Genomic DNA, 22,587 nt, shown 5'->3' with positions numbered 1-22,587 from the left:
TCAGGAAAAGAGGTTTCCCGTGCACGTTCGCTACTCACTCGCGCCAATCGCCATGTCGGCGCTGCTCGCAACCCCGGCCTTCGCGGCGAGCCTGGCCGTCAACATCGAGATTCCGCGGCTGAACGTTTCCGAGTACCACCGCCCCTACGTGGCGACCTGGATCGAGCGCGCGGACAACACGGTCGCGGGCACGCTGGCCGTCTGGTACGACGTGCGCACCAAGACGAACAACCCCGAAGGCGAAGGCACGAAGTGGCTCAAGGACATGCGCCAGTGGTGGCGCCGCGGCGGCCGCGAGCTCGCGGTGCCGGTCGATGGCGTGACCGGGGCCACCAAGCCCGCCGGCAAGCATCAACTGAGCTTCACTGAAGGCTCTGCAGCGCTGCCGAAGCTCGCACCCGGCGCCTACAAGTTGGTGGTCGAAGCGGCCCGTGAAGTCGGCGGCCGCGAGGTCGTGAGCATTCCGTTCCAGTGGCCGCCCACCGCAGCAGCGCAGCCGAGCGCGGCCGGCAAGGAAGAGCTTGGCGAAATCAAGCTCGAACTCAAGCCCTGAGCGACGCCCGCCCCTTCACTGCCAGCTTCATCCATCAAGGACCTCCCATGACCCGCTCCATCCTGCGTGCCACCGGCCTCGCCATCGCCCTGTCGGCCATCGCTTCCGCCTCCATTGCGCACAACGCCTGGCTGCTGCCCTCGTCCACCGTGTTCTCCAAGGCCGACACCGTGTCCGTCGATGCGGCCGTGTCGAACGACCTGTTCGTCGCGAACCACGCGCCGCTGCGGCTCGAGGGCCTGCAGATCACCGCACCCGATGGCAGCACCGTCAAACCCGAGAGCGAAGCCAAGCTCAAGCTGCGCAACGTGTTCGACGTGAGCGTCGCGCAGCCGGGCACCTACCGCATCGCCGTGGTCAACGCAGGCGCCTTCGCGAGCTGGAAGGACAAGGCCACGGGCCAGAACAAGCGCGCACGCGGCACGGCCGAAACCATCGGCAAGGACATCCCGGCCGATGCGCAGGACGTCACCATCACGCAGTCGTCGGGCCGTATCGAGACCTTCGTGACGGTCGGCAAGCCCTCGGCGCTCAAGCCGATCGGCCAGGGTCTGGAACTGATCGTCGCTGGCAGCCCGACCGACCTGGTCAAGGGCGAGAAAGCCAGCTTCACGCTGAACCTCGACGGCCAGCCCGCGAAGAACCTCGAAGTGACCGTGACCGCCGGCAACACGCAGTACCGCGACAAGCTCGAGGAAATCAAGCTCAAGACCGACGACAAGGGCCAGTTCAGCGTGACCTGGCCGACGGCCGGCATGTACTGGCTCGATGCCAGCACCAAGGACAACAAGACCACCGTGCCGCAAGCCAAGGAACGCCGCCTGACCTACGCGGCCACCCTTGAAGTGATGCCCTGATCCCTGAAGCGGCGCGCTCCCTTGGGACTTTCCTTCAGCACCTGGCGCGCAGGCGGCTACGCCAACGCGGCCGTACCGCGCCGCGCGGACCCCGCCACCCTGCAGCAGCTGGGTGGGCAGACCATGGGCACGACCTGGTCGCTGCGCTTCGACAACCCGCGGATGCTTCCGCTGGAACAGGTGCGCGCAACAGTAGAAACAGCGCTTGCGCGGGTCATCGCGCAGATGAGCCATTGGGAGCCGGCGTCGGACATCAGCCGCTTCAACGCGGCGCCTGCGGGTTCGCGGCATGCGCTGCCCGAGGAGTTCGCCGAGGTGATGCGCTGCGCCCTTCACTGGGCGCGCGTCAGCGGACGCGCGATCGATCCGACCGTCGGTCCCCTGGTCACTTGCTGGGGCTTCGGCCCCGACGCGGAAGAGAACGGCTTGCCCGCGCCCGAAGCCATCGCCGAACTGCGCGCGCACACGGGCTGGCAGCGGCTGGAGTTCGACGAAGCGCGCGGCACCCTACTGCAGCCAGGGAACGTCGTGCTTGACCTCTCGGGCATTGCGAAGGGCTTCGCGGTCGATCATGGCGTCGAGGCATTGCGCGGGCTCGGCCTCGGCGATCTGCTGTTCGAGATTGGTGGTGAACTGCGCGGTATCGGGCGCCGTCCTGATGGGCAGCCGTGGCAGGTGCTGGTCGATGGCGAATCGCCCGCCCCGCAGCGCATCCCACTTGCCGACATGGCCATCGCCACATCGGGCGACCGCTGGCATCGCCGCGAGCACGAAGGACGCCACTGGTCGCACACCATCGATCCGCGCAACGGCGAACCGGTCGCGCATGCGCTGGCGAGCGTCACGGTGCTGCATGCGCAATGCATGCAGGCCGACGCGCTGGCCACCGTGCTGACCGTGCTGGGGCCGGACGATGGCCTGGCCTTCGCAGAACGCCACGACATCGCAGCCCTGTTCATCGGCCGCGGTGACGCGGGTCCACGAACCACCCGCGCCTGGATCGCGCAGACCGGCGCATGACCGAGGCGATGTTGCGCACGCTGGGCGCGGGCGCCACGGCGACGGCCTACGCGGCGCTTTGCCTTGCCGTCTACGCGCGGCAGCGTCGACAGCGCACCGCGGCAGCCCGCGAAGCGGCCACGCTGTCGACCGACAGCGAAACGCGCCCGACCCTCGTGCTGTTCGCCAGCCAGACCGGCCAGGCAGAGACGATCGCCTGGCAGACGGCGCGGCAATTGCGTTCAGCGGGGACACCGGTGCGCGTGATGGAGCTCAACGCCCTCGACGCCGCCACGCTCGGCGCCGCCGACCGCGCGCTCTTCGTGGCCAGCACGTATGGCGAGGGCGATGCGCCCGATGGCGCCAGCGTGTTCGCGGAGCGGGTGATGGATTCACCTGTCGCCTTGTTTTCGCTTCGCTATGCCGTGCTGGCGCTCGGAGACCGCCAGTACAAGAACTTCTGCGGCTTCGGTCGCGCACTCGATGCGTGGCTGCATGCGGCCGGTGCCAGGCGCGATTTCGAATGTCTCGAGGTCGACAACAGCGATCCCGCCGCAATGGCCGACTGGCAGGCTCGATGGGGCGACGTTGCCGCCGCTCATGAAGATCCGGTCGATGCATTCGCACCATGGCGGCTCTCAGCGCGCGAGTTGCTCAACGCCGGCAGCGCCGGTGCGCCGGTCTTCCAGTTGGGTCTGGTGCCGCAGTCGGGCGCGATGCCCCGTTGGGCTTCAGGCGACCTGGTGCAGATCGCCGTGGCAAGCGATCCGGCGCGGCCTCGCGACTATTCGATCGCGTCGCTGCCTGCCGATGGCGAACTGCAATTGCTGGTGCGCCAGGAACAGCATCCCGATGGCACCTTGGGTACGGCGTCAGGCCTGCTCACCTCGACGCTCACGGTCGGCGATACGGTTGCATTGCGCCTGCGACCGCATCGCACCTTCCGCCTCGACGGCAATGAGATGCGGCCGCTGATCCTCATCGGCAATGGCACCGGACTGGCCGGCCTTCGCGCCCACCTGCGCGCCCGCGCGGCGGCGGGCCGCAACGACAACTGGCTGGTGTTCGGCGAACGGCAGGCGGCCCACGACTTTCTCTGCCGCGAAGAGATCGAAGCCTGGCAATCCACCGGCGTGCTGCAGCGGCTCGACATGGTGTTCTCACGCGACCAGCCCGAACGCCTCTACGTGCAGCACCGGCTGCTGCAATCGGCCGACCAGTTGCGCGCATGGCTGGACAAAGGTGCGGCTGTTTACGTTTGCGGAAGCCTCCAGGGCATGGCGTCGGGTGTGGACGCGGCCTTGAAGCAGATTGCCGGCGAGGCGTTCTGGCGCGATTTGTCGGCGACCGGACGGTATCGCCGCGATATCTACTGACCCGCCCGACTGCCTCGTAGGCACCTTTTGTCAGTTGCTCATTGGCAACAACATAAGAAGACTTATGGGTTAACTCTTCATTTGTTAACCAAAGGTTAATGAGAAACACTATTATTCGCGTCGATTTGCGTTCCCTCGCAAATTGACTCACCCAGCCAGTCCCCGGTTTTCTCTTTCGAAAGCGCGCGTGCGGACACCGCCAGTCGAGTCCTCCCGCTCGCCGCCCTTTTCGGAGAAAACTACATGGCCTACATCAAGAGCCGCAAACACGCCGTCGCGCGCGCCGTTCCCCACCTCTCCGGCGCTGCCGCCGCCACCCTGATGGCCATCGCGGCGCCCGCCGCCTTTGCCCAGTCTGGCGGCGCGTTGCCCGAAGTGCGTGTGCAGGACTCTTCCGCAGCCGACTACAAGACCGACACCTCGGCCAACCCCAAGTTCACAGCACCGCTGCTGAACACGCCGCAAACCGTCCAGGTGATCAAGGAACAGGTCATCCGCGAACAAGGCGCGACGACGCTGACCGAAGCGCTTCGCAACACGCCCGGCGTGGGCACCTTCTTCCTCGGGGAGAACGGCAACACCAACACCGGCGACGCCGTCTTCATGCGCGGATTCGACAGCTCGAGCAGCATCTTCGTCGACGGCATCCGCGACCTCGGCTCGATCTCGCGCGACGTGTTCAACATCGAGCAGGTCGAAGTCGTGAAGGGTCCGTCGGGCACCGACGTCGGCCGCACCTCGCCTACCGGCTACATCAACCTCGTCACCAAGAAGCCGAAGCTCGAAGACAACTTCACGGGCTCGATCGGCTTCGGCAGCGCAGACTACAAACGCGGCAGCATCGACTGGAACAAGTCGCTCAGCAGCGCCAACGGCATCGGCGCCGCGTTCCGTTTGAACGCCGTGGTGGAAGACTCGGGCGTTGCCGGCCGCGACTTCATCAAGAACAAGCACACGGCCATCGCACCGTCGCTCGCGCTCGGTCTGAACTCGCCCACGCGCTTCTACTTCGACTACCTGCATGTGGACCAGAACAACGTCCCCGACGGCGGCGTGCCGACGATCGGCCTGCCCAGCTATTCGAACCCCGACCCGACGGCGCTCGGCGCACGTCGCCGCAGCTTCCTGAACTATGCGGCGCCGGTCGATCCGAAGAACTTCTACGGCACCGCCTACGACTTCAACAAGGTCACGGCGGATATGTTCACCGCGCGCGTCGAGCACGACTTCACGCCCGACGTCACGCTGCGCAACACCACGCGCTACGGCAAGACGAAGCAGGACTACATGCTGACGTCGTTCATGCTCGGCGGCCTGGGAGCCAACGGCAATCCGCCTCCCTCGGCGAATACGGCATTCCTCAGCACGCCGGTTCCGGGCCTGCCCTCCACCTGGTCGGTCACGCGCAACTCGCCGACCAACAAGAACCAGGAAAACACGATCTTCGTCAACCAGACGAACATGACCGCCAAGTTCGACACCGGCAGCATGAGCCACTCGCTCAGCGCGGGCGTCGAGCTGATCCGGGAAGAACAGACGAACCTGGGCTATTTCGCCCCCGGCGCGTTGTTCAACGGCAAGGCGGTGCAGAACGGCGCCTGGCCGGCCGCGAACCTGTACGCGCCCAACCCCTATGTCAACGGCTACAGCCGCATCCAGAGCGGCGCCGACAGCAAGGGCGTGACCAACACCGTCGGCCTCTATGCCTTCGACACCGTCAAGCTCAACGAGCAGTGGCAGATCACGGGCGGCCTGCGCTTCGACCACTACAACACGTCGTTCCAGGGCTCGACGCTGTCGACCGCAACGACCAATCCGGGCCTGCCGGTCGGAACGCTGGTGCCCTCGTCGCTGAAGCTTTCCGACAACCTGTTCACCGGCAAGATCGGCGTGGTCTACAAGCCCGTGAAGAACGGCAGCATCTACGCGGCCTACGGCACCTCGGCCCAGCCTCCGGGCGGCGCGAACTTCTCGCTGTCGGCCGCCGGCTCGGGCAACAGCGCCGCGCGCACCGACTTCCTGCCGCAGAAGGCCAAGACCTTCGAAGTCGGTACGAAGTGGGACGTGATGAACGACAAACTGTCGCTGACCGGCGCGATCTATCGCACGGACGTGACGAATGAGGTGGTACAGGACCCGACCAATACCGCGGCCTTCTACCAAAGCGGCAAGAAGCGCGTCCAGGGCATCGAGCTGGGCCTCGCGGGCAACATCACCGAACGCTGGGGCGTGACGGCCGGGTTCACGACGATGGACACCAAGGTCCAGAACGGCCCCAACGTCACCGCCGACGGCACCAACGTGCTGGTCTACACCCCGAAGAACGCCTTCACGGCCTGGACCACCTACCAGTTCCCCTTCGGCCTGGCCATCGGCGGCGGCGCGCGCTACAACGGAAAGCTGCACCGCGGCACCGACGGCGCGGTGGGTACGCCGCTGTACATCGATTCGTACTGGGTGTTCGACGCCATGGCGTCCTACCGAATCAACAAGAACGTCGACATCCAGCTGAACGTCTCCAATCTGTTCGACAAGCAGTACGCGGCGGCCATCAACAAGAGCGGCTACCGCTACACGCCGGGTACGCCCCGTTCGGCAAAGATCACCGCGAACTTCGCGTTCTGATCCATGCCTGCCGGGTTCGCCCGGCACGGTGCGAAACTCGAGCCCCGGTCTGCGCCGGGGCTTTTCTCTTTGCGGAGTGCCTGAAAAATGATGCTGCATGTGCCCGATGTCTTGAGCCCCGTCCAGGCGCGTGAGATGCGCGCGGCGCTGGATGCCACGAACTGGATCGACGGCCGCGAGACCGTGGGTGAACAAGGCGCGCAGGTCAAGCGCAATCGACAGTTGCCGGAGTCATCGGCCATCGGACGCGAACTCGGCAGCACGATACTCGCCGCGCTGGCGCGGCATCCGCTCTTCTTTTCGGCAGCGCTGCCCTCGCGCTTCGTTCCACCGCTGTTCAATCGGTATGAGGGGGGCGAGCACTACGGCGTTCACGTCGACGGCGCGGTGCGCGCGCTGCCTGGAGGCGGTCAGCAAATGCGCACCGACCTGTCCTGCACGCTGTTCCTGTGCGATCCGGAAGACTACGACGGCGGCGAGCTCGAGGTGATCGACACCTACGGGTCGCACGAGGTCAAGCTGCCGGCCGGCGACCTCATTCTTTATCCGGCGAGCAGCCTGCATTGCGTTCACCCCGTGACGCGCGGGGCGCGCGTTTGCTCGTTCTTCTGGCTTCAGAGCATGGTGCGCAACGACCAGCAGCGCAGCATGCTGTTCGAGCTCGACCAGAACATCCAGAAATTGCGCGCCAGGCTGGGCGAATGCGAGGAGACGGTGGCACTGACGGGCCACTATCACAATCTTTTGCGGCTCTGGTCGGAGGTATAGCGGGCGGTCGGGGAGTCGTCGAAAGCCCAGTAACACCATAGTTATTGCAAATGCGACGGATTCTTATTTATAATCATCCAACCAACAGCCAGCCAACTGCCGCTTTTACAGCCATGATCGTTTGCGTCTGCCGCCGAGTCTCCGACCGTGAAATCGCACGTCATGTGCGAGCCGGCATGACGTTCGACGAAGTCCAATTCGAGCTTGGCGTGGCCACACAATGTGGTCAGTGTGAAGGTTGTGCGCGCGATATCGTCGCGCAGTGCAGCGCTTCGCACCCGGTCGCCGCGTTGAATCGCGAATCGGGTCCGAGGGCGATTCAGCTTGCCAGCTCCATCACGGAAAGCAAGGCATGGAACTCGTCTCGGCACTCGGCGGCAGCCTGATCCTGGTCGCAGGCTCGGTCTGGTGGATTTTTCGCAAGTAACGTCGTAGCGGTTTTGCTGCAATCGGGGCACGTTTTGACGTGCCCGCATTCGAATGGTTGATCGTGTCTGACCGCTTTGCCCCCCCTCCCTCTGCTTTTGGCCTTTCGCGCAATGTCATCATTGCGGGCAGCGTCATCCTGTTTCACGCGGCTGCGCTCTGGGCACTGCAAAGCGGGCTGCTGCGACGCGCTGCCGAAGTGGTGATTCCAGTCGAAATATTGAGCCAGTTCGTCGAACCGCCGAAACCCAAGGTGGATCCCCCCCCTCCGCCGCCCCCCCCGCCGAAGGTGGCCAAGGCGCCGCCTCCACCGCGGCCGCAAGCCATCCGCGAATCGAAGCCCACACCAGCCCCGCAGGCGCCCGTGGGCACCACGGAGCCGCCTCCCCCGCCAGCGCCGCCGGCTGCGCCCACGCCACCGGCTCCTCCTGCATTGCCGCCAGCTCCTCCGGCTCCGCCTGCGGTGCAACTGCCCTCGAGCAACGCCGACTACCTCCAGAACCCCAAGGCGGTCTACCCCGCCATGAGCAAGCGGCTCGGCGAACAGGGCAAGGTGATCGTCAAGGTGCTCGTCGGGGTCGACGGGCTGCCCAAGAGCGCCGAGGTCAAGAGATCCAGCGGCTTCGAGCGCCTCGACGAGGCGGCCATCGAATACATCATGAAATGCCGGTTCGTGCCCGGCAAGGTCAACGGCGTGGTACAGGCCATGTCCTATGACGCCCCCGTCAACTACGTCTTGAACTAATTTTTCTCTGGAGCAACTTCGTATGGATTCCCAATTTGGCTTGATGAACGTCTGGAATCAGGGCGATTTCGTCACCAAGGCCGTCGCGGTGCTGTTGATCGGCATGTCGCTTGCATCGTGGATCGTGATCATCGTCAAGGCAATCGACGTCATCAAGTACAAGCGCCTTGCCAAGCAGTCGCAGGACTTCTGGCACAGCGAAGACTTCGCCACCGCACTGAACAAGCTCGGCAAGGACGACAGCAACCCCTTCCGTGCACTGGCACTCGAAGGCCGCGAGGCGGCAGCCCACCATCGCAACACCAAGGCCCATCTGCACGATGCGCTCGATGTGAGCGACTGGATCACGCGCGCCCTCCGCAACGGCATCGACGCATTCACCGCTCGCCTTCAGACCGGTCTGGCCATCCTGGCATCGGTTGGCTCCACGGCGCCGTTCATCGGCCTCTTCGGCACGGTCTGGGGCATCTACCACGCACTGATGAGCATCGGCTCGGCCGGTCAAGCCACCATCGACAAGGTGGCGGGCCCGATCGGGGAGGCGCTGATCATGACGGCGCTCGGTCTGGCGGTGGCGATCCCCGCGGTGCTCGGCTACAACGCGCTGGTTCGCGGCAACAAGTTCGTGCTGACCAAGCTCAACAGCTTCGCGCACGACCTGCATGCCTACTTCGTGACCGGCGCCCGCGTGCAAAGCGGTAGCGGCGACGCGATCGTGGTTCCGCTCAAGAAGGGCTGAACGCCATGGCCTTCGGAACACAAGACGAACCCGATGAGGTGATGAACGAGATCAACATGACGCCGCTGGTCGACGTCATGCTGGTGCTCCTGATCATCTTCATCATCACCGTGCCGGTGATGAAGCACGCGGTCAACATCGACCTGCCTCGTGCCAGCAGCGAGCCCGAGCTGCCCAAGCCGCAGAACATCCTGTTCAGCGTCACGGCCGACGGCAGCTACTACTGGAACGAGCAGAAGATCGACGACAGCGAACTGCCCAATCGCCTCGCCGCCGAAGCCGCCAAGGAGCCACAGCCCGAACTCCATATCCGCGGCGACAAGGCCGTGCGCTATGAACGCGTGGCCAAGGCCATGTCGGAAGCGCGAGAAGCTGGCGTTCGGAAGATCGGTTTCATCACCGAGCCCGACGCGAAGTGAACTGAATTCGAAGCGTGTGAAAAAAATCAATCTTCGCGATTGACTTCTTGTTGAGAATCATTATCATTCAATCATCGCTTCGATACGGGAACCTCAAATGCCAGCCACACCGAACGCCTTCACTGTTCTGAACCATCCTTCGCTCGACCAATCGGGTGGCGGTCATGCGTCGATCCAGGCATCGCGTCCGGTGCCGATGGTCGAAAGCACGGAGCTTCTCAAGGGAAGCAAAACCGTGGGCATCATGCACAACGGTTCGCTCTACAGGCTCCAGGCCACCAAACTCGGCAAGCTGATCCTGACCAAGTAAGTCGCTCAGCTCGCCCTTCGCGCAAGTTTCATCGTGGGGCGACTCAAGGAGATTTATCTCCGAAGGGTCGTTTTTTGCTAGCCAACGGTTCGCCGACTAGCCAAGCTTTTTTTCACGCTGAACGCTCCAAAGAAAACGCCGACCTCGAAGTCGGCGTTTTGCTTTGTGCGGAGAGAAAGACTCAGAGGCCGATCGCGGCAATGCCCGCCTTGGCAATCTGCGCGTCTTCGTTCGACTTCACGCCGCTCACGCCGACTGCGCCGATGACCTGGCCGTCCTTCACGATCGGCACGCCACCTTCGAGCAGACCCTGGACAGCAGGCGCCGTCAGGAACGCGGTGCGGCCGCCATTGATGATGTCTTCATAGACCTTGCTCTCGCGGCGACCCATGGCGGCGGTGTGCGCCTTGGCGGGGGCGATGTGCGACGACAGCGCTGCGGCGCCGTCTAGGCGCTGCAGCCAGAGCAGGTTGCCGGCATCGTCCGAGATGGCGATGGTCACGGCCCAGTTGTTCTTGAGAGCCTCGGCTTCGGCCGCTGCGGCGATGGCCTTGACGTCGGCAAGTTCGAGGAATGATTTGGTCTTCATGTTGAGCTCAGGTTGCGTAAAAACCCGACAGCATAACGGCCACCCGCCTCGAAACCGCCAGGACGCTTAAGAACAACCTGGATACGGTCTTTCAGGCGCCCTCCTCTTGCAGACACCTAGAATGCGCCCAACTGCGTAGCAGCAACCACAGGAGCTTCGGCCATGAACGACCGCGTCACCACCCTCGACACTTCCACAGGCTACGGCCAGACGTTGCCGCAGGCGGAGCGCCAACGCGTCCTGCGCAACACTTACTGGCTGCTAGCACTGAGCCTGCTGCCCACCGTGCTGGGCGCCTGGCTCGGCGTGAGCACCGGCCTCACGCGCTCGCTCACCGGCGGACTCGGCCTGATCGTCTTCCTCGGCGGCGCATTCGGTTTCATGTTCGCCATCGAGAAGACCAAGAACTCGGCGGCCGGCGTGCCGGTGCTGCTGGCCTTCACCTTCTTCATGGGCCTGATGCTGTCGCGCCTGATCGCGATGGTGCTCGGTTTCAAGAACGGCTCCGAACTCGTCATGACGGCCTTCGGCGGCACGGCAGGTGTGTTCTTCGTCATGGCCTCGCTGGCCACCTTCATCAAGCGCGACCTGTCGGGCATGGGCAAGTTCCTGTTCGTCGGCGCGATGGTGCTGATGTTCGGCGCGATCATCAACGTGTTCGTCGGCTCGACCACGGGCATGCTGGTCATCTCGGTGGCCGCCATCGGCATCTTCTCGGCCTACATGCTCTATGACCTGAAGCAGATCATGGACGGCGGCGAAACCAACTACATCACCGCCACGCTGGCCCTGTACCTGGACCTGTTCAATGTGTTCCAGAGCCTGCTGGCGCTGCTGGGCATCTTCGGCGGCGAACGCGACTGAGCGAGCGACAGCTTGCTTCAAAACAAAGGGCCCCGAGGGGCCCTTTTTCATTCGAGGTCGAAGACGGCAATCGACTCGACATGCGCCGTGTGCGGGAACATGTTGACCACCCCCGCGAACGTGCACCGATACCCCGCCTGATGCACAAGCAAACCCGCATCACGCGCCAGCGTCGATGGATTGCAACTCACGTAGACGATGCGCTTGGGCGGCGTCCAACCATCGGTGCGGAGCTCCGGCTGCTGATGAAGATCGGCCATCGCCTTGGCGAGCGCGAAAGCACCTTCGCGCGGCGGATCGACCAGCCACTTGTCGGCGCTGCCATCGGCCACCAGCATGGCCGGCGTCATCTCGAACAGGTTGCGCGCCACGAACTGCGTCGCCGAAAGCGCTCGACGCGCACTCGTTGCGGGCTGGTTCTTCTTGAAGTTGTCGGTCGCGCGCGCCACCAGCGTGTCGCTGCCTTCGATGCCCAGCACCTCGCGCGCCTGGCTCGCCAACGGCAAAGTGAAGTTGCCCAGACCGCAGAACCAGTCGATGACCCGTTCGTCGGATTGCACGTCAAGCAGGCGAAGCGCCTTGCCCACCAGCGCGCGGTTGATGTGCGGATTGACCTGCGTGAAATCGGTCGGCTTGAACGGCATCGTGACGCCGAATTCGGGCAGGCGGTAGGCGAGCGGTGTGCCGCCTTCTTCCAGCAACTTCACCGTCTCCGGCCCCTTGGCCTGCAACCACCATTGCACGCCTTCGTTCTTTGCAGCGAACGCCTTCAGCCGGTCGATATCGGCGCCTGACAAGGGTTGCAGGTGACGCAGCACTAGGGCGATGGTGCCAAGCGCCGTGGAGCCCGGCGCATCGCCGCAGGCCAGCTCGATCTGCGGGCAGGTCTCGCGTGCATCCATCGACCCGATCAGCGCGCGCAGCGGCATCAGCATGTCGCTGACCTGCCTGGGCAGCACCGGGCACACCTGCATGTCGGCCAGGTACCGGCTCTTGCGCTCGTGAAAGCCGATCAGCACCGTGCCCTTTTTGACCACATGGCGCACCGACAGGCGCGCGCGGTAGCGGTAGTGCCATGCCGGCCCTTCGAGCGGCCGCAGCACGTTGTCGGGGCGCACCTTGCCCAGGTGCCACAGGTTGTCCTCCATGGCGCGCTGCTTCACGGCCACCTGCGCGACCGCATCCAGGTGCTGCATCTTGCAGCCGCCGCAAGCGCCGGTGTGCAGGCCGAAATGCGGGCAGCCCGGGCGCACCCGCTGCGACGATTCGCGCCGGATGTGGGTGACCGTGCCCTGCTCCCAGTTGTTCTTGCGGCGATGGACGTTGAACTGCACTTCCTCGAAAGGCAGTGCGCCCTCGATGAACACGACCATGCCGTCGGCCTTGTGGGAAACGCCCTGCGCGTCGAGGTCGAGCGACTCGACTTTCAGCCACTCTTCGCCGGGATTCGTGGGGACTTTCTTTTCTTCGATGGATTCCGTCATCCCCCGATTGTCTCAGCGCGGCCGCCCCCGCTTTTTCGCCCCCTTAGAACAGCGCATCCCGCCCGATGCCCGAGCGCGCCAGCTGGCGCCGCATCTTGGTCAGCGCCTCGTTCTGGATCTGCCTGACACGCTCCCGCGTAAGACCCAGTCGTACGCTCAGCACCTCGAGCGTTTCAGGCTCCCGGTCATGCAGGCCATAGCGGCCTTCCAGCACTTCGCGCTCGCGCGCGTCGAGCGCATGGACCCACTGGTCAAGCAGGCGCTCCACCTCGTGCGTCTGCGTCACACCGCTCGGATTGCCCTGCTCGTCGTCGGATGCCACGGTGTCGGCAAGCGTGAAGCCCTCGTCCCCGCGCGCGTCGCCGGCATCGAGCGAGCGCGGTGCTTCGGAAAGGGCCAGCAGGTCGGCCACCTCCTGCACGTTGCGGCCGAGCAGCGCTGCGATGTCTTCCACGCGCACGCCGTCGGGGCGGCGTGCAACGAACTCCGCGTCACCTTCGAGTGCACGGCGGGCGCGCAGCACCTGCTGCAGTTCGCGCACCACATGCACCGGCAGGCGAATCGCGCGCGCCTGCGTCATGACCGCGCGTTCGACCGACTGGCGGATCCACCAGGTCGCATAGGTAGAGAAACGAAAGCCGCGCTCGGGTTCGAACTTGGTGATGGCATGCATCAATCCGAGATTGCCCTCTTCGATGAGGTCCGACAGCGGCACGCCGCGGCCCAGGTAGCCCTTGGCAATGTTGACCACGAGCCGGAGGTTGTGCTCGATCATCGATTGCCGTGCCGCGAAGTCGCCGGACCGCGCGGCGCAGGCGGTCTGGAATTCCTCGTCGGGGGTGAAGAGCTCGGTACGCCTGACCTGGCGCAGGTAGATGGTCAGCGCGTCTGCGCCTTCGCCGCCGATCAGCTCGGCCCTGGCGCCGCGCGGCAACCCCGCATTGAGCGCTAGAGGATCAACGGGGAGCGCCTCGTCGGGCGCGATTTCCTTGTCGCCAGAGGACCGGCCACCTCGGCCCGCCAGCCCACGCACGGGCAGCGTGCGACGGGGGCGGGAGGCAGCCATGGCATCACCGGCCGGGCAGGTAGCGTGACGGGTCGACGGGCTTGCCCTGGCGGCGGATCTCGAAATGCAGCTTCACGCGATCGGCGTCGCTGTTGCCCATCTCGGCGATCTTCTGGCCCTTCTGAACCGACTGGTCTTCCTTCACGAGCAACGCTTGGTTGTGCGCATACGCCGTGAGGTAGGTGTTGTTGTGCTTCAGGATGATCAGGTTGCCGTAGCCGCGCAGGCCCGCACCGGCATACACCACACGCCCATCGGCTGCGGCCAGCACGGGGTCGCCCGCTTTGCCGCTGATGTCGTAGCCCTTGTTCTTGGCTTCGTCGAAGCCGGCGATGAGCGAGCCGCTCGCGGGCCAGATCCAGCCGAGGTCTTCGTCGCCGGAGCTTCCGCTGCCGGGACTTGCCGGAGAAGCCGTGACAGGCGCGGCCGGCTTCACCGGTGTGCTTGTGCTGCCTCCCGGAACAGCTGCGATCACTGGAGGGGGCGTGACTGGCTTGGTAACGGCGCCTTCCGAACCCGAAGCCGCGGGAGCGGTTGCAACGGCCGTGCCCGAACCCGATGGCGGAATCACGCGCAGCACCTGCCCGACTTCGATCAGGTCGGGGTTGTCGAGATTGTTCCAGCGGGCGATGTCCTGCCAGCGTTGTCCAGTCTCGCTGCCGATGCGGCGGATCGTGTCGCCGGGTCGCACGGCGTAGTAGCCCGGCTTGCCGTAGTTCTCGATGCCCTGGAGCGGTTTGCCGTTGGCATCGACCGTGATGGGAGAACCACCCGGCGTGGCGCTGGGCGCTCGCGACATGGTGCCGCGGTCCTCGACGGGTGCCGGCCCGCGCGGTGCGGAGCAGCCCGCGATCACGAGCACAACGGCCAACGTGATGCCCGCGAACAAACTCCGATTGCCAAAACCCTGCATTTGTTATTCCTTCAAGCGATGCCCGATTTTAGGGGGACAAAGTGAACCGCCTCAAGAATGAGGCGCTCCAGTCCACGGGCCGTCTTGTCGATGACGACCAGGGCCTGTCCGCCCTTGGCCGAATGGGTCGGCGCAACGATGCGCCCGCCGACCGCGAGTTGTTCGATCCAGGCCTCCGGAACGGCTTCGCCGCCGGCCGCCGCGATGATGCCCGCGTAGGGTGCGCCCTTGGCGTAGCCGACCATTCCGTCGCCCAGCATCAGGTGCACCGTGGCCAGCCGGAAGTGCCGCAGATTGGCCCGCGCGCGCTCATGCAGGCCGCGCAGGCGCTCGATGCTGTAGACCTCGGTCGCCACATGGTTCAGCACCGCGGCCTGGTAGCCGCAGCCCGTGCCGATCTCGAGCACGCGGCCGAGCCGGTCCTGCGGCTTGCCGGCCAATGCAGGCGCCGCCAGCAGGAGCTCGATCATGCGGGCCACGACGCTCGGCTTGGAAATCGTCTGCCCCAGACCGATCGGCAGGCTGGTGTCTTCGTACGCCTGGTTGACCAGCGCGCTGTCGACGAAACGATGCCGCTCGACGGCCCCCATCGCGCGCAGCACGCGCGGATCGGAAATGCCCTGCGCCGCGAGCTTCTGCACCATGCGGGCACGCACTGCGTCAGAAGCCATCGAGGGCGTGGATGGCACCATGGGCTTGGCCGGCACGGCGGGCATGCGCCCGCGCGTGGCTGCCGAAGCGGTGGGTGTCAGTCGAACCGGGAAACTGGGCCGTTGCGTGGCCATGTCAATTGCCGAGACGGGCCACCGTCTCGCGCCATTGGCCCAGGTTGGCGTGGTCGGTCAGGTCGATCTGCAGCGGCGTGAGCGCAATGTGGCCGGCAGCGGTGGCGTGGAAGTCGGTGCCCTCGCCGCTGTCCTTGGCGCTGCCCGCGCCGGCGATCCAGTACATCGTCTCGCCCCGTGGGCTGTCCTGCGTGATGACCTTCTCCGCGGCGTGACGCCGACCGAGCCGACAGACCTTGACCGGCTTCAGCTCGTCGAACGGCCGGTTCGGCACGTTCACGTTGAGCAGGAAGGCGGGACCGCCGATCATCTTCTCGCGCTCGATCTGCTGCACCAGACGACGCGCGACTTGCGCGGCAGCATCCACATGCGCCCAGCCCTTTTCGATCTGCGAGAAAGCGATGGCCGGAATGCCGAAGAGGTAGGCCTCCATGGCCGCGCCGACGGTGCCTGAATAGATGGTGTCGTCGCCCATGTTGGCGCCGTTGTTGATGCCGGAGACCACGAGGTCGGGCCGGTAGTCGAGCAGGCCCTTGAGCGCGATGTGCACGCAATCGGCCGGTGTGCCGGTCACGTAGCGAAAGCCGTTGTGCGCCTTGTGCACGTAGAGCGGTGCTGCCAGCGTCAGTGCGTTCGACTTGGCGCTGTTGTTGTGTTCGGGTGCGACCACCTCGACTTCGGCAATGTCCTTGAGCGCGTCGTGCAGTGCGACGATGCCCGGTGCCTGGAAGCCATCGTCATTGGAAATAAGTATCTTCATGGTGCTTTTCGGTGCACCGGATTGTAGGCGTCGGGTGCGTCGCAGCAGGGACAAGGACGCCCCGCCGCGACCCCTATCATGCCCGCAGTCATTGCCTCAACATTACCCATCCGAAGGAGACCCGAGCATGCACGCATGGCTTTGCGAAAACCCCATTGGCGTCGACGCGCTGACCTGGAAAGAACTGCCGACGCCCACGCCGGGCCCGGGGCAGGTGCTGATCGAGATCAAGGCCGCCAGCCTGAACTTCCCCGACCTGCTGATCGTGCAGAACAAGTACCAGATGAAGCCGCCCCTGCCCTTCGTTCCCGGATCGGAATACGCGGGCGTCATCCAGGCCGTCGGCGAAGGCGTGACGCACCTGAAGGTGGGCCAGAACGTGGCGTGCCTGTCGGGCACCGGTGGCTTCGGCACCCATACGCTGGCCCCCGCGGCGCTGTGCATGCCGCTGCCCGAGGGCTTCGGCCATGTCGACGCGGCCGCGTTCATCATGATTTACGCCACCTCATGGCACGCACTCATGGACCGCGCACAACTCAAGGCGGGTGAAACCGTGCTGGTGCTCGGCGCGGCAGGCGGCGTGGGAACTGCGGCCATCCAGATTGCAAAGGCCGCCGGCGCAAAGGTGATTGCAGCCGCCTCCACCGACGAGAAATGCGAACTCTGCCGATCCATTGGCGCCGACGCCACGATTAACTACACGACGCACGCTCTGCCCAACGGTTTTCGCGATGCCGTCAAGGCCGCAACCGACGGCAAGGGCCCGGATGTCATTTACGACCCCGTGGGCGGCGATTTTGCAGAGCCCGCATTTCGCTCCATTGGCTGGCGCGGTCGCTATTTGGTGGTGGGTTTTGCGTCGGGCCCCATTCCATCGCTGCCATTGAATCTGACGCTGTTGAAAGGCGCTTCGCTCGTGGGCGTGTTCTGGGGCGATTTCGCCAGGCGCGAACCCAAGGCCAATGCACAGATGATGGCCGAATTGGCGCAGTGGTACGGCCAGGGAAAGATCAAGCCGGTGATCGACAGCACGATGCCGATGGCCGAATTGAAGGCCGCGTATGCGCACATGGGTTCGCGCGGCGTCAAAGGAAAACTCGTGATGGTGAACTGAGCGAAGCTCGTTTCAGCGCCCAATAAAAAAGCCCGCATGCGCGGGCTTTTTTATTGATAAAAGTTCGGCGATTCGGGCTACTTACTTGATCTCGTAATCGGAAAGCGACTTGCCGGCAGCCAATGCTTCGGTCACCCAGCGCGGCTTGCGGCCACGGCCACCAGACCAGGTTTCGCCGGTCGGGCCGCGGTATTTGGCGGCTGCCTTGGGCGCTGCAGCACCTGCGCTGCGTTTGGCGGCTGCACCGCGGCCGCCGAGTTTCAGGTCGGAAGCGGTCAAACCGAATTCCGCGATCTTCTTGCGCAACTCCTCGATCACGCCTGCGCGTTCGTGGTTGCGCAGGTCTTCAGCTTGCTTCCGCAATTGAGCAATCTGCTCGTCGTGCTTCTTGATCTGGGAATTGATATCGGCGAGGGTCGAAGCCATTGTTGGACTCCTGTAAATTGAAAACGGGTGGATTTTAATTCAATTTGCATTTGTCACAAGCACCCCGACACCAGAAAAAATGCCCACCCAATGGGGTTAATGCAACAGCGCGCAACGTAAAGCGGACCGCTTTGGCTCTGTATATCGAGGGAAAACAGGGGAGAGAAGTCGACGGGCAAGTGCTGCAACGAACACTGCGCCGGAAATGACAACGCCGGGTAAACCCGGCGTTGGAATCCCTTGAATGCTATTGCGCAATAGCGACAGGGAGATATTTTTTGGGGTGGCTGATGGGACTCGAACCCACGACGACCAGAATCACAATCTGGGACTCTACCAGCTGAGCTACAGCCACCGCAGAGCCCGCAATTGTAGCGTCAAAAATCGCCGTTTCGGCTTCACCGGGCAACGGCGTGGTTTGAAATTCACATTCAGCCTGCCGCCAGAGGGCCTGAGGTGCCAACGCCCTCCTCTATCTTGATCGAGCCATCGGATCGCTCGCAGGTGCCGATCAAGAGGCCGCTGGCAATGGCGTGGTCGCGCAATTCGCCGAACACCTCGTCGCGCCCTGGTTCTTCGGAAAACACGGGAACGCTGTCGAGCGCGAACAGTTGGAAGGCGTATCGATGCACGCCGTGGCCGGGCGGCGGGTCCGGCGGCAGCCAGGTGGCCTGCAGGCTCGAATTGCGCCCGACGTGCAAACCGGCGCCTTCCCGGTCGCTGCTCGGAATGGCAGCCTCCACCAACCTGTCGTCTTCAGGCCCCAGGCCGACCACGATGGCAAGCACCAACGGATTCGGCGTGGGCGAGTCGGCGTCTTCGACGATCAGCACCAGCGATGCGACGCCCGCAGGCAACCCCGTCCATTGCAAAGGCGGCGAGACACCTTCTCCGTCAGCCGTGTAGCGGGCCGGCATGGGCGCATGGTCGGCAAAGGCCACGCTGGTCAGCACCATCGACGCCATGCCTTCGCGGAGGCCCAGCGTATTGAAAACGATGTTGTCCAGACCAGCACGCACGCCCTGCAATGCGCGGCCGACGGCTTCGGGTAGTTTTTCAAGCATGCATCCGGTATAGCCCTGCATGCGCCCACCCGCTGTAGGACGCCGCAGCGCCCGCGCCGCCGCCCTTGCGGCAAGAATCCTCGTTCACATGCACCGATATGGACCACGGGTGCGACCGCTCACATGGCTCCGCTATCATCGACGCGGCCCGCGCAGGCGGGCGCGGCTTTCGCCACTTCCACTTCACCACCAAAGGAATTTCTTCATGAGCATCGTCTGGACTATTCTGATCGGGTTCGTCGTGGGTCTGGTGGCACGCGCCGTCAAGCCGGGCGACGATTCCGCCGGCTTCATCGTCACCACGCTGATCGGCATTGCGGGTTCGCTGATCGTCACCTACGTCGGACAGGCCATGGGCTGGTACACCGCGGGCCAGGGCGCCGGCTTCATCGCTTCCGTGCTGGGCGCGATCGTGCTGCTGATCCTCTACGGCCTGATCAAGCGCAAGAGCTGATACCCGCGCGGCCTTGCCAGCGCCGCTCAGTGCGGCGAGGTCGCGACCCCCATGCCCCGCAAGCCACGCGCCAAACACCACGTCTATGTGGTCGAACTCGACGATCGCGTGTGGAACAGCAGCCGCTTCAGGCGCGCCAACCCCGACTACCAGCTCGGCAAGCCCTTCGTCTATGTGGGCATGACCGGCCTGGACCCCGACATCCGTTTCGACAAGCACAAGGCCGGCATCCAGGCCAACAGCTTCGTGCAGGAGTTCGGCCTGCGCCTGCTGCCCGCGCTCTACGAGCGCTACAACCCGATGCCCTATGACGACGCACGCCTGATGGAAGTCGACCTCGGCATCGCATTGCGCAAGGCCGGCTACGGCGTCTGGCAGGCCTGACGCGGCGCGCGCGCGAATCAGGCGTATGTGACCCAATCCTCGTACGCCGGCCCGTCGAGATGCGGCAGCGTGTTGTAGGTGACCAGCATGTGGCGCTTCGGCGTGAACGCAAATTCCGTCACCGAGGTGTTGCGGATGCGCAGGTTGAGCTCGATGGTCGTCTCTGCGCTCGTACCCAGCACGTGGCCGACCGCAGTACTGATCGGCCCTCCGCTCGACACCACCAGCACCTTCGCGCCATGGTGCCGGTCGCGCACATGGTCCAGCGCCGTCGTCACGCCGGCGAGAAAGTCGACATAGCTAGGCATGCCGACTGGCGCTGTCTTGCCCTGCATCCAGGCGCCCAGGCCCTGGCGCAACAAGCGGAAGTGATGGCGGTACATCTCGGGCGAATCCGGCTTCTCGAGCTTGCCCTCGTGGATCGTGGCGATGACCGCCTCGCTGTCGTATTCGTTGAGTCCGGGCCACGGCAGCACATCGTCGCGTTCCAGTCCGAGGCCCTTGGCAATGCCTTCCCAGGTCTGGCGATGCCGCTTCAAGGTGCCGGTGATGACGGCATCGAATGCCATGCCGCGCTCGCGCCAGTACTCGCCCAGGCGCACAGACTGCCGGTGTCCGAGTTCGCTCAGGTTGTCATAGTCGGCAGCGCCGAAACTGGCCTGTCCATGGCGCACGAGGTAGAGGGTTCCCATGCGTCGGATTCTGGCAAGAAGCGGAAGCGGCGCTTGTCCCACGGGCGACCAAAAAAAAAGCCCGGGTCATCGACCCGGGCGTTCGTTCTGCGCGGCGCCTTGCGTCAGCGCGCGGATGCGACAGGCAGCGTGTCCGCCGGCTTCGGCACGAGGATCTCGGCCTTGAAGCGTTCCTTCAGCAGCTTGTAGTAGGCATCGGCCTCGGCCGCGGTCACCGACTGGCCGACCTGCGCGCTTTCCTGCTGCGCCTGCTCGGGCGGCGGCGGCGTGCGCGGAACTACCTTGGCCACACGCACCACCACGTAGCCTTGCGTGCCCAGGTCCACGCCCACCAGCGAAGGCAGCTTGGCTGCATCGGCACGCAGCGCGGCGTCGATCACCGGCATGGGTTGCGACTGCGCATCGATGCGCGAGACCGTGACCGGGGCAGCGAAGGTCGCGCCGTCCGCCTTGTTGGTCCAGGCCGCGAGCTTGGCTTCGCCTTCGGTCTTGGCCAGCACCGCGGCACGCTCGGTGATGAGCTGCGCGCGGATCTTGTCCTTGACCTCGGCCAGCGGAATCGGATGCGCGGGCGTGTACTGCGTCACGCGGCCCGAGGCGAGCTGGCTGGAACCGACCTCGATGGCCTCGGTGTTCTGCTTGCGCTCGAGCGAATCGCTGGCATACAGCGCGCTCAGGAAGTTGCGGCTGGCCAGCGGACCCTTGGCACCCGGCGCGGGGATACGCGGGACATTGGTCGCGGTCTGGATCGTGAGCTTGAGCTTTTCCGCGGCGGGCTTGAGGCTGTCGGGCTGCTGGTAGACCGCATCGGTGAAGGCCTCGGCGGCCTTCGCGAACTCCTGCGCGGCCTGCGCGGCGCGGACTTCGCTTTCGATGGTCGCGCGCACCTGCTCGAAGGGCGGCACCACAGCCGGCTTGATGTCGACGAGATGGATGATGTGATAGCCGAACTCGGTTTCGACGATGCCGCTGATCTCGCCCTTCTTCAGCGCGAACAGCGCGTCTTCGAACGGCTTGACCATCGCGCCCTTGGTGACGAAATCGAGGTCTCCGCCCTTCTCTGCCGAGCCCGGGTCCTGCGAGTTCTTGCGCGCTACGTCGGCGAAAGTGTTCGGCGATTTCTTCACGTCGGCGAGCAGTTGCTCGGCCTTGGTCTTCGCCTTTTCGCGATCGGCGGCGGCCATGCTGGTCGGCGCGGTGATCAGGATGTGGCTCGCGCGGCGCTCTTCCTTTGTGCCGAAGCGCTCCTTGTTCGCTTCGTAGTAGGTCTTGAGATCGGCTTCGCTGACGACGACGTTCTTCTTAGCCGCATCGAGGTCGAGCACGAGGTATTCGATGTTGGCCTGCTCGGGCGCCTGGAACTGCGAGGTGTGGTCCTTGTAGTAGGCCTCGATGTCGGCATCGCTCACGGTCACCTTCGAGGCGAAGCTCTCGGGGGCGAAGCGGGCTACCTGGATTTCGCGGCGGTCGTAGAAGGCGTTGACCGTGGCGGCCACCAGCGCGGGCGGCGTGAGGGCCGTGCCCGACACGCCGAGCAGCACCTGCTGCGTGGACATGTCGGCGCGCACCTGCGCTTCGTACTGCTCGGGCGTGCGGCCCGTCACGCGAAGGAAGGTCTCGCGGTCGAACTTGCCGTCGGGCGTGCGGAAGGATGCAAGGCCCGGGTCCTGCGCGAAGATGCGCGAGAGGCGATCTTCGGAGACGGTCATGTTCGCCTTGGAGGCTGCTGCAGCCAGCACGCGGTCGCGGACCATGCGCTCCAGCGTGGCATAGCGCAAGGCGTCGGAGTCGAGCACCGTCGGATCGACGTTGGGCGACTGCTGGCGGATGCGGTCCGCCTCGATGCGGTGCTGCGCATCCCACTCGGGCTTCGTGATGTCGTGGCCCTCGATGCGGGCAACCTTCTCGTCGCTGCCGGAGCCCTGATAGCGTTCGACGCCGAAGAGCACGAACGAGGGAATGATCAGCAAGAACAAGAAAATCATGACGATCTTGTTGTACTTGCGGAAGAAATCAAACATGCTTGAACACTCTTTTTCGACGGAAGTCGGACGGCAATAAAAAAGGCGAACTGGTGTTCGCCTTTGCATCTGGGTGGTGGTGGGTGCTGAGGGGCTCGAACCCCCGACCTACGCCTTGTAAGGGCGCCGCTCTACCAACTGAGCTAAGCACCCC

General features: G+C 64.6%; 25 protein-coding genes and 2 tRNA genes. 15 read left to right on the top strand and 12 right to left on the bottom strand.

Going from position 1 to position 22,587, the window contains the following annotated elements:
* The first annotated feature begins 52 nt into the window (after window positions 1-52).
* From NU688_RS02135 to hemP, 11 genes are all read left to right on the top strand, one after another.
* Window positions 53-553: a DUF2271 domain-containing protein gene (locus NU688_RS02135; RefSeq protein WP_374684629.1), complete on the top strand. Its 501-nt coding sequence runs from the start codon at window positions 53-55 to the stop codon at window positions 551-553.
* Between the two features lie 47 nt (window positions 554-600).
* Window positions 601-1,410 (top strand): DUF4198 domain-containing protein, encoded by an 810-nt coding sequence (locus NU688_RS02130; RefSeq protein WP_257858912.1) that lies wholly within the window; start codon window positions 601-603, stop codon window positions 1,408-1,410.
* Window positions 1,411-1,431: 21 nt separating this feature from the next.
* Window positions 1,432-2,430, top strand: coding sequence for an FAD:protein FMN transferase (locus NU688_RS02125; protein ID WP_257858911.1), 999 nt, complete (start codon window positions 1,432-1,434; stop codon window positions 2,428-2,430).
* A complete protein-coding gene (locus NU688_RS02120) occupies window positions 2,427-3,785 on the top strand; it encodes a sulfite reductase subunit alpha (protein WP_257858910.1) in 1,359 nt (452 codons plus the stop codon). Before NU688_RS02125 ends, NU688_RS02120 begins: the two co-directional genes overlap by 4 nt.
* 243 nt (window positions 3,786-4,028) lie before the next feature.
* Window positions 4,029-6,410, top strand: coding sequence for a catecholate siderophore receptor Fiu (locus tag NU688_RS02115; RefSeq protein WP_257858909.1), 2,382 nt, complete (start codon window positions 4,029-4,031; stop codon window positions 6,408-6,410).
* Window positions 6,411-6,497: 87 nt separating this feature from the next.
* On the top strand, window positions 6,498-7,178 hold the full coding sequence (locus NU688_RS02110; protein ID WP_257858908.1) for a Fe2+-dependent dioxygenase: 681 nt from the start codon (window positions 6,498-6,500) through the stop codon (window positions 7,176-7,178).
* A gap of 113 nt (window positions 7,179-7,291) precedes the next feature.
* A complete protein-coding gene (locus NU688_RS02105) occupies window positions 7,292-7,564 on the top strand; it encodes a bacterioferritin-associated ferredoxin (protein ID WP_093434223.1) in 273 nt (90 codons plus the stop codon).
* Window positions 7,565-7,644: 80 nt separating this feature from the next.
* Window positions 7,645-8,349, top strand: a complete 705-nt coding sequence (locus NU688_RS02100; RefSeq protein WP_374684607.1) for an energy transducer TonB — start codon at window positions 7,645-7,647, stop codon at window positions 8,347-8,349.
* A 22-nt stretch (window positions 8,350-8,371) separates the two neighbouring features.
* Window positions 8,372-9,088 carry a MotA/TolQ/ExbB proton channel family protein gene (locus NU688_RS02095; RefSeq protein WP_257858907.1) on the top strand — a complete coding sequence of 239 codons (717 nt, stop codon included), beginning with the start codon at window positions 8,372-8,374 and terminating at the stop codon, window positions 9,086-9,088.
* Between the two features lie 5 nt (window positions 9,089-9,093).
* Entirely contained in the window at window positions 9,094-9,507 is a 414-nt protein-coding gene (locus NU688_RS02090; protein ID WP_257858906.1) for a biopolymer transporter ExbD, read from the top strand.
* A gap of 97 nt (window positions 9,508-9,604) precedes the next feature.
* Window positions 9,605-9,817, top strand: coding sequence for a hemin uptake protein HemP (gene hemP, locus NU688_RS02085; protein ID WP_013540500.1), 213 nt, complete (start codon window positions 9,605-9,607; stop codon window positions 9,815-9,817).
* A gap of 181 nt (window positions 9,818-9,998) precedes the next feature.
* Here the strand turns inward: hemP and NU688_RS02080 are convergent, their stop codons facing one another.
* Window positions 9,999-10,406: a heme-binding protein gene (locus NU688_RS02080; RefSeq protein ID WP_013540499.1), complete on the bottom strand. Its 408-nt coding sequence runs from the start codon at window positions 10,404-10,406 to the stop codon at window positions 9,999-10,001.
* Window positions 10,407-10,568: 162 nt separating this feature from the next.
* Here NU688_RS02080 and NU688_RS02075 point away from each other — a divergent pair, with 162 nt between their 5' ends.
* Entirely contained in the window at window positions 10,569-11,270 is a 702-nt protein-coding gene (locus NU688_RS02075) for a Bax inhibitor-1/YccA family protein (protein ID WP_257858905.1), read from the top strand.
* Between the two features lie 47 nt (window positions 11,271-11,317).
* Here the strand turns inward: NU688_RS02075 and rlmD are convergent, their stop codons facing one another.
* The 5 genes from rlmD to surE are packed head-to-tail and all read right to left on the bottom strand — an operon-like array spanning window position 11,318 to window position 16,278.
* Window positions 11,318-12,754, bottom strand: a complete 1,437-nt coding sequence (gene rlmD / locus NU688_RS02070) for a 23S rRNA (uracil(1939)-C(5))-methyltransferase RlmD (protein ID WP_257858904.1) — start codon at window positions 12,752-12,754, stop codon at window positions 11,318-11,320.
* A gap of 43 nt (window positions 12,755-12,797) precedes the next feature.
* On the bottom strand, window positions 12,798-13,820 hold the full coding sequence (locus NU688_RS02065) for a sigma-70 family RNA polymerase sigma factor (RefSeq protein ID WP_257858903.1): 1,023 nt from the start codon (window positions 13,818-13,820) through the stop codon (window positions 12,798-12,800).
* 4 nt (window positions 13,821-13,824) lie between these two features.
* The gene (locus NU688_RS02060) at window positions 13,825-14,733 is read right to left on the bottom strand and encodes a peptidoglycan DD-metalloendopeptidase family protein (protein ID WP_257858902.1); all 909 of its coding nucleotides are present in this window, start codon (window positions 14,731-14,733) and stop codon (window positions 13,825-13,827) included.
* 11 nt (window positions 14,734-14,744) lie between these two features.
* Window positions 14,745-15,518, bottom strand: a complete 774-nt coding sequence (locus NU688_RS02055) for a protein-L-isoaspartate(D-aspartate) O-methyltransferase (protein ID WP_257858901.1) — start codon at window positions 15,516-15,518, stop codon at window positions 14,745-14,747.
* Window position 15,519: 1 nt separating this feature from the next.
* The gene (gene surE / locus NU688_RS02050) at window positions 15,520-16,278 is read right to left on the bottom strand and encodes a 5'/3'-nucleotidase SurE (RefSeq protein WP_176658481.1); all 759 of its coding nucleotides are present in this window, start codon (window positions 16,276-16,278) and stop codon (window positions 15,520-15,522) included.
* 127 nt (window positions 16,279-16,405) lie between these two features.
* Between surE and NU688_RS02045 the strand changes: the two genes are divergently transcribed.
* On the top strand, window positions 16,406-17,392 hold the full coding sequence (locus NU688_RS02045) for an NADPH:quinone oxidoreductase family protein (RefSeq protein ID WP_257860483.1): 987 nt from the start codon (window positions 16,406-16,408) through the stop codon (window positions 17,390-17,392).
* 81 nt (window positions 17,393-17,473) lie between these two features.
* Here NU688_RS02045 and NU688_RS02040 read toward each other — a convergent pair whose 3' ends face one another.
* The 3 genes from NU688_RS02040 to NU688_RS02030 all read right to left on the bottom strand — a co-directional run bounded on the left by NU688_RS02040 (window position 17,474) and on the right by NU688_RS02030 (window position 18,882).
* Window positions 17,474-17,818, bottom strand: coding sequence for an H-NS family nucleoid-associated regulatory protein (locus NU688_RS02040; protein WP_206178239.1), 345 nt, complete (start codon window positions 17,816-17,818; stop codon window positions 17,474-17,476).
* 279 nt (window positions 17,819-18,097) lie between these two features.
* Window positions 18,098-18,173: transfer RNA gene (locus NU688_RS02035), tRNA-His, on the bottom strand.
* Window positions 18,174-18,249: 76 nt separating this feature from the next.
* Complete coding sequence (locus tag NU688_RS02030) at window positions 18,250-18,882, bottom strand: YbhB/YbcL family Raf kinase inhibitor-like protein (protein ID WP_257858900.1); 633 nt, start codon at window positions 18,880-18,882, stop codon at window positions 18,250-18,252.
* A gap of 205 nt (window positions 18,883-19,087) precedes the next feature.
* On the opposite strand from NU688_RS02030, the gene NU688_RS02025 reads away from it, so the two are divergent.
* Together NU688_RS02025 and NU688_RS02020 are read left to right on the top strand one after the other, a co-directional pair.
* The gene (locus tag NU688_RS02025) at window positions 19,088-19,336 is read left to right on the top strand and encodes a GlsB/YeaQ/YmgE family stress response membrane protein (protein ID WP_013540415.1); all 249 of its coding nucleotides are present in this window, start codon (window positions 19,088-19,090) and stop codon (window positions 19,334-19,336) included.
* 51 nt (window positions 19,337-19,387) lie between these two features.
* Window positions 19,388-19,720, top strand: a complete 333-nt coding sequence (locus NU688_RS02020) for a hypothetical protein (RefSeq protein WP_013540414.1) — start codon at window positions 19,388-19,390, stop codon at window positions 19,718-19,720.
* Between the two features lie 17 nt (window positions 19,721-19,737).
* Here the strand turns inward: NU688_RS02020 and NU688_RS02015 are convergent, their stop codons facing one another.
* The 3 genes from NU688_RS02015 to NU688_RS02005 all read right to left on the bottom strand — a co-directional run bounded on the left by NU688_RS02015 (window position 19,738) and on the right by NU688_RS02005 (window position 22,586).
* Window positions 19,738-20,412, bottom strand: a complete 675-nt coding sequence (locus NU688_RS02015; RefSeq protein WP_257858899.1) for a histidine phosphatase family protein — start codon at window positions 20,410-20,412, stop codon at window positions 19,738-19,740.
* 104 nt (window positions 20,413-20,516) lie between these two features.
* On the bottom strand, window positions 20,517-22,433 hold the full coding sequence (locus NU688_RS02010; protein ID WP_257858898.1) for a peptidyl-prolyl cis-trans isomerase: 1,917 nt from the start codon (window positions 22,431-22,433) through the stop codon (window positions 20,517-20,519).
* 77 nt (window positions 22,434-22,510) lie between these two features.
* Window positions 22,511-22,586, bottom strand: a tRNA-Val gene (locus NU688_RS02005).
* Between the last annotated feature and the right edge of the window lies 1 nt (window position 22,587).

Origin of the sequence: Variovorax sp. ZS18.2.2 (assembly GCF_024701975.1) — a bacterium.
Lineage (GTDB): Bacteria > Pseudomonadota > Gammaproteobacteria > Burkholderiales > Burkholderiaceae_C > Variovorax.
Note: the sequence above shows the minus strand (reverse complement) of the source record. Positions and strands in the feature narration are given on the sequence as shown.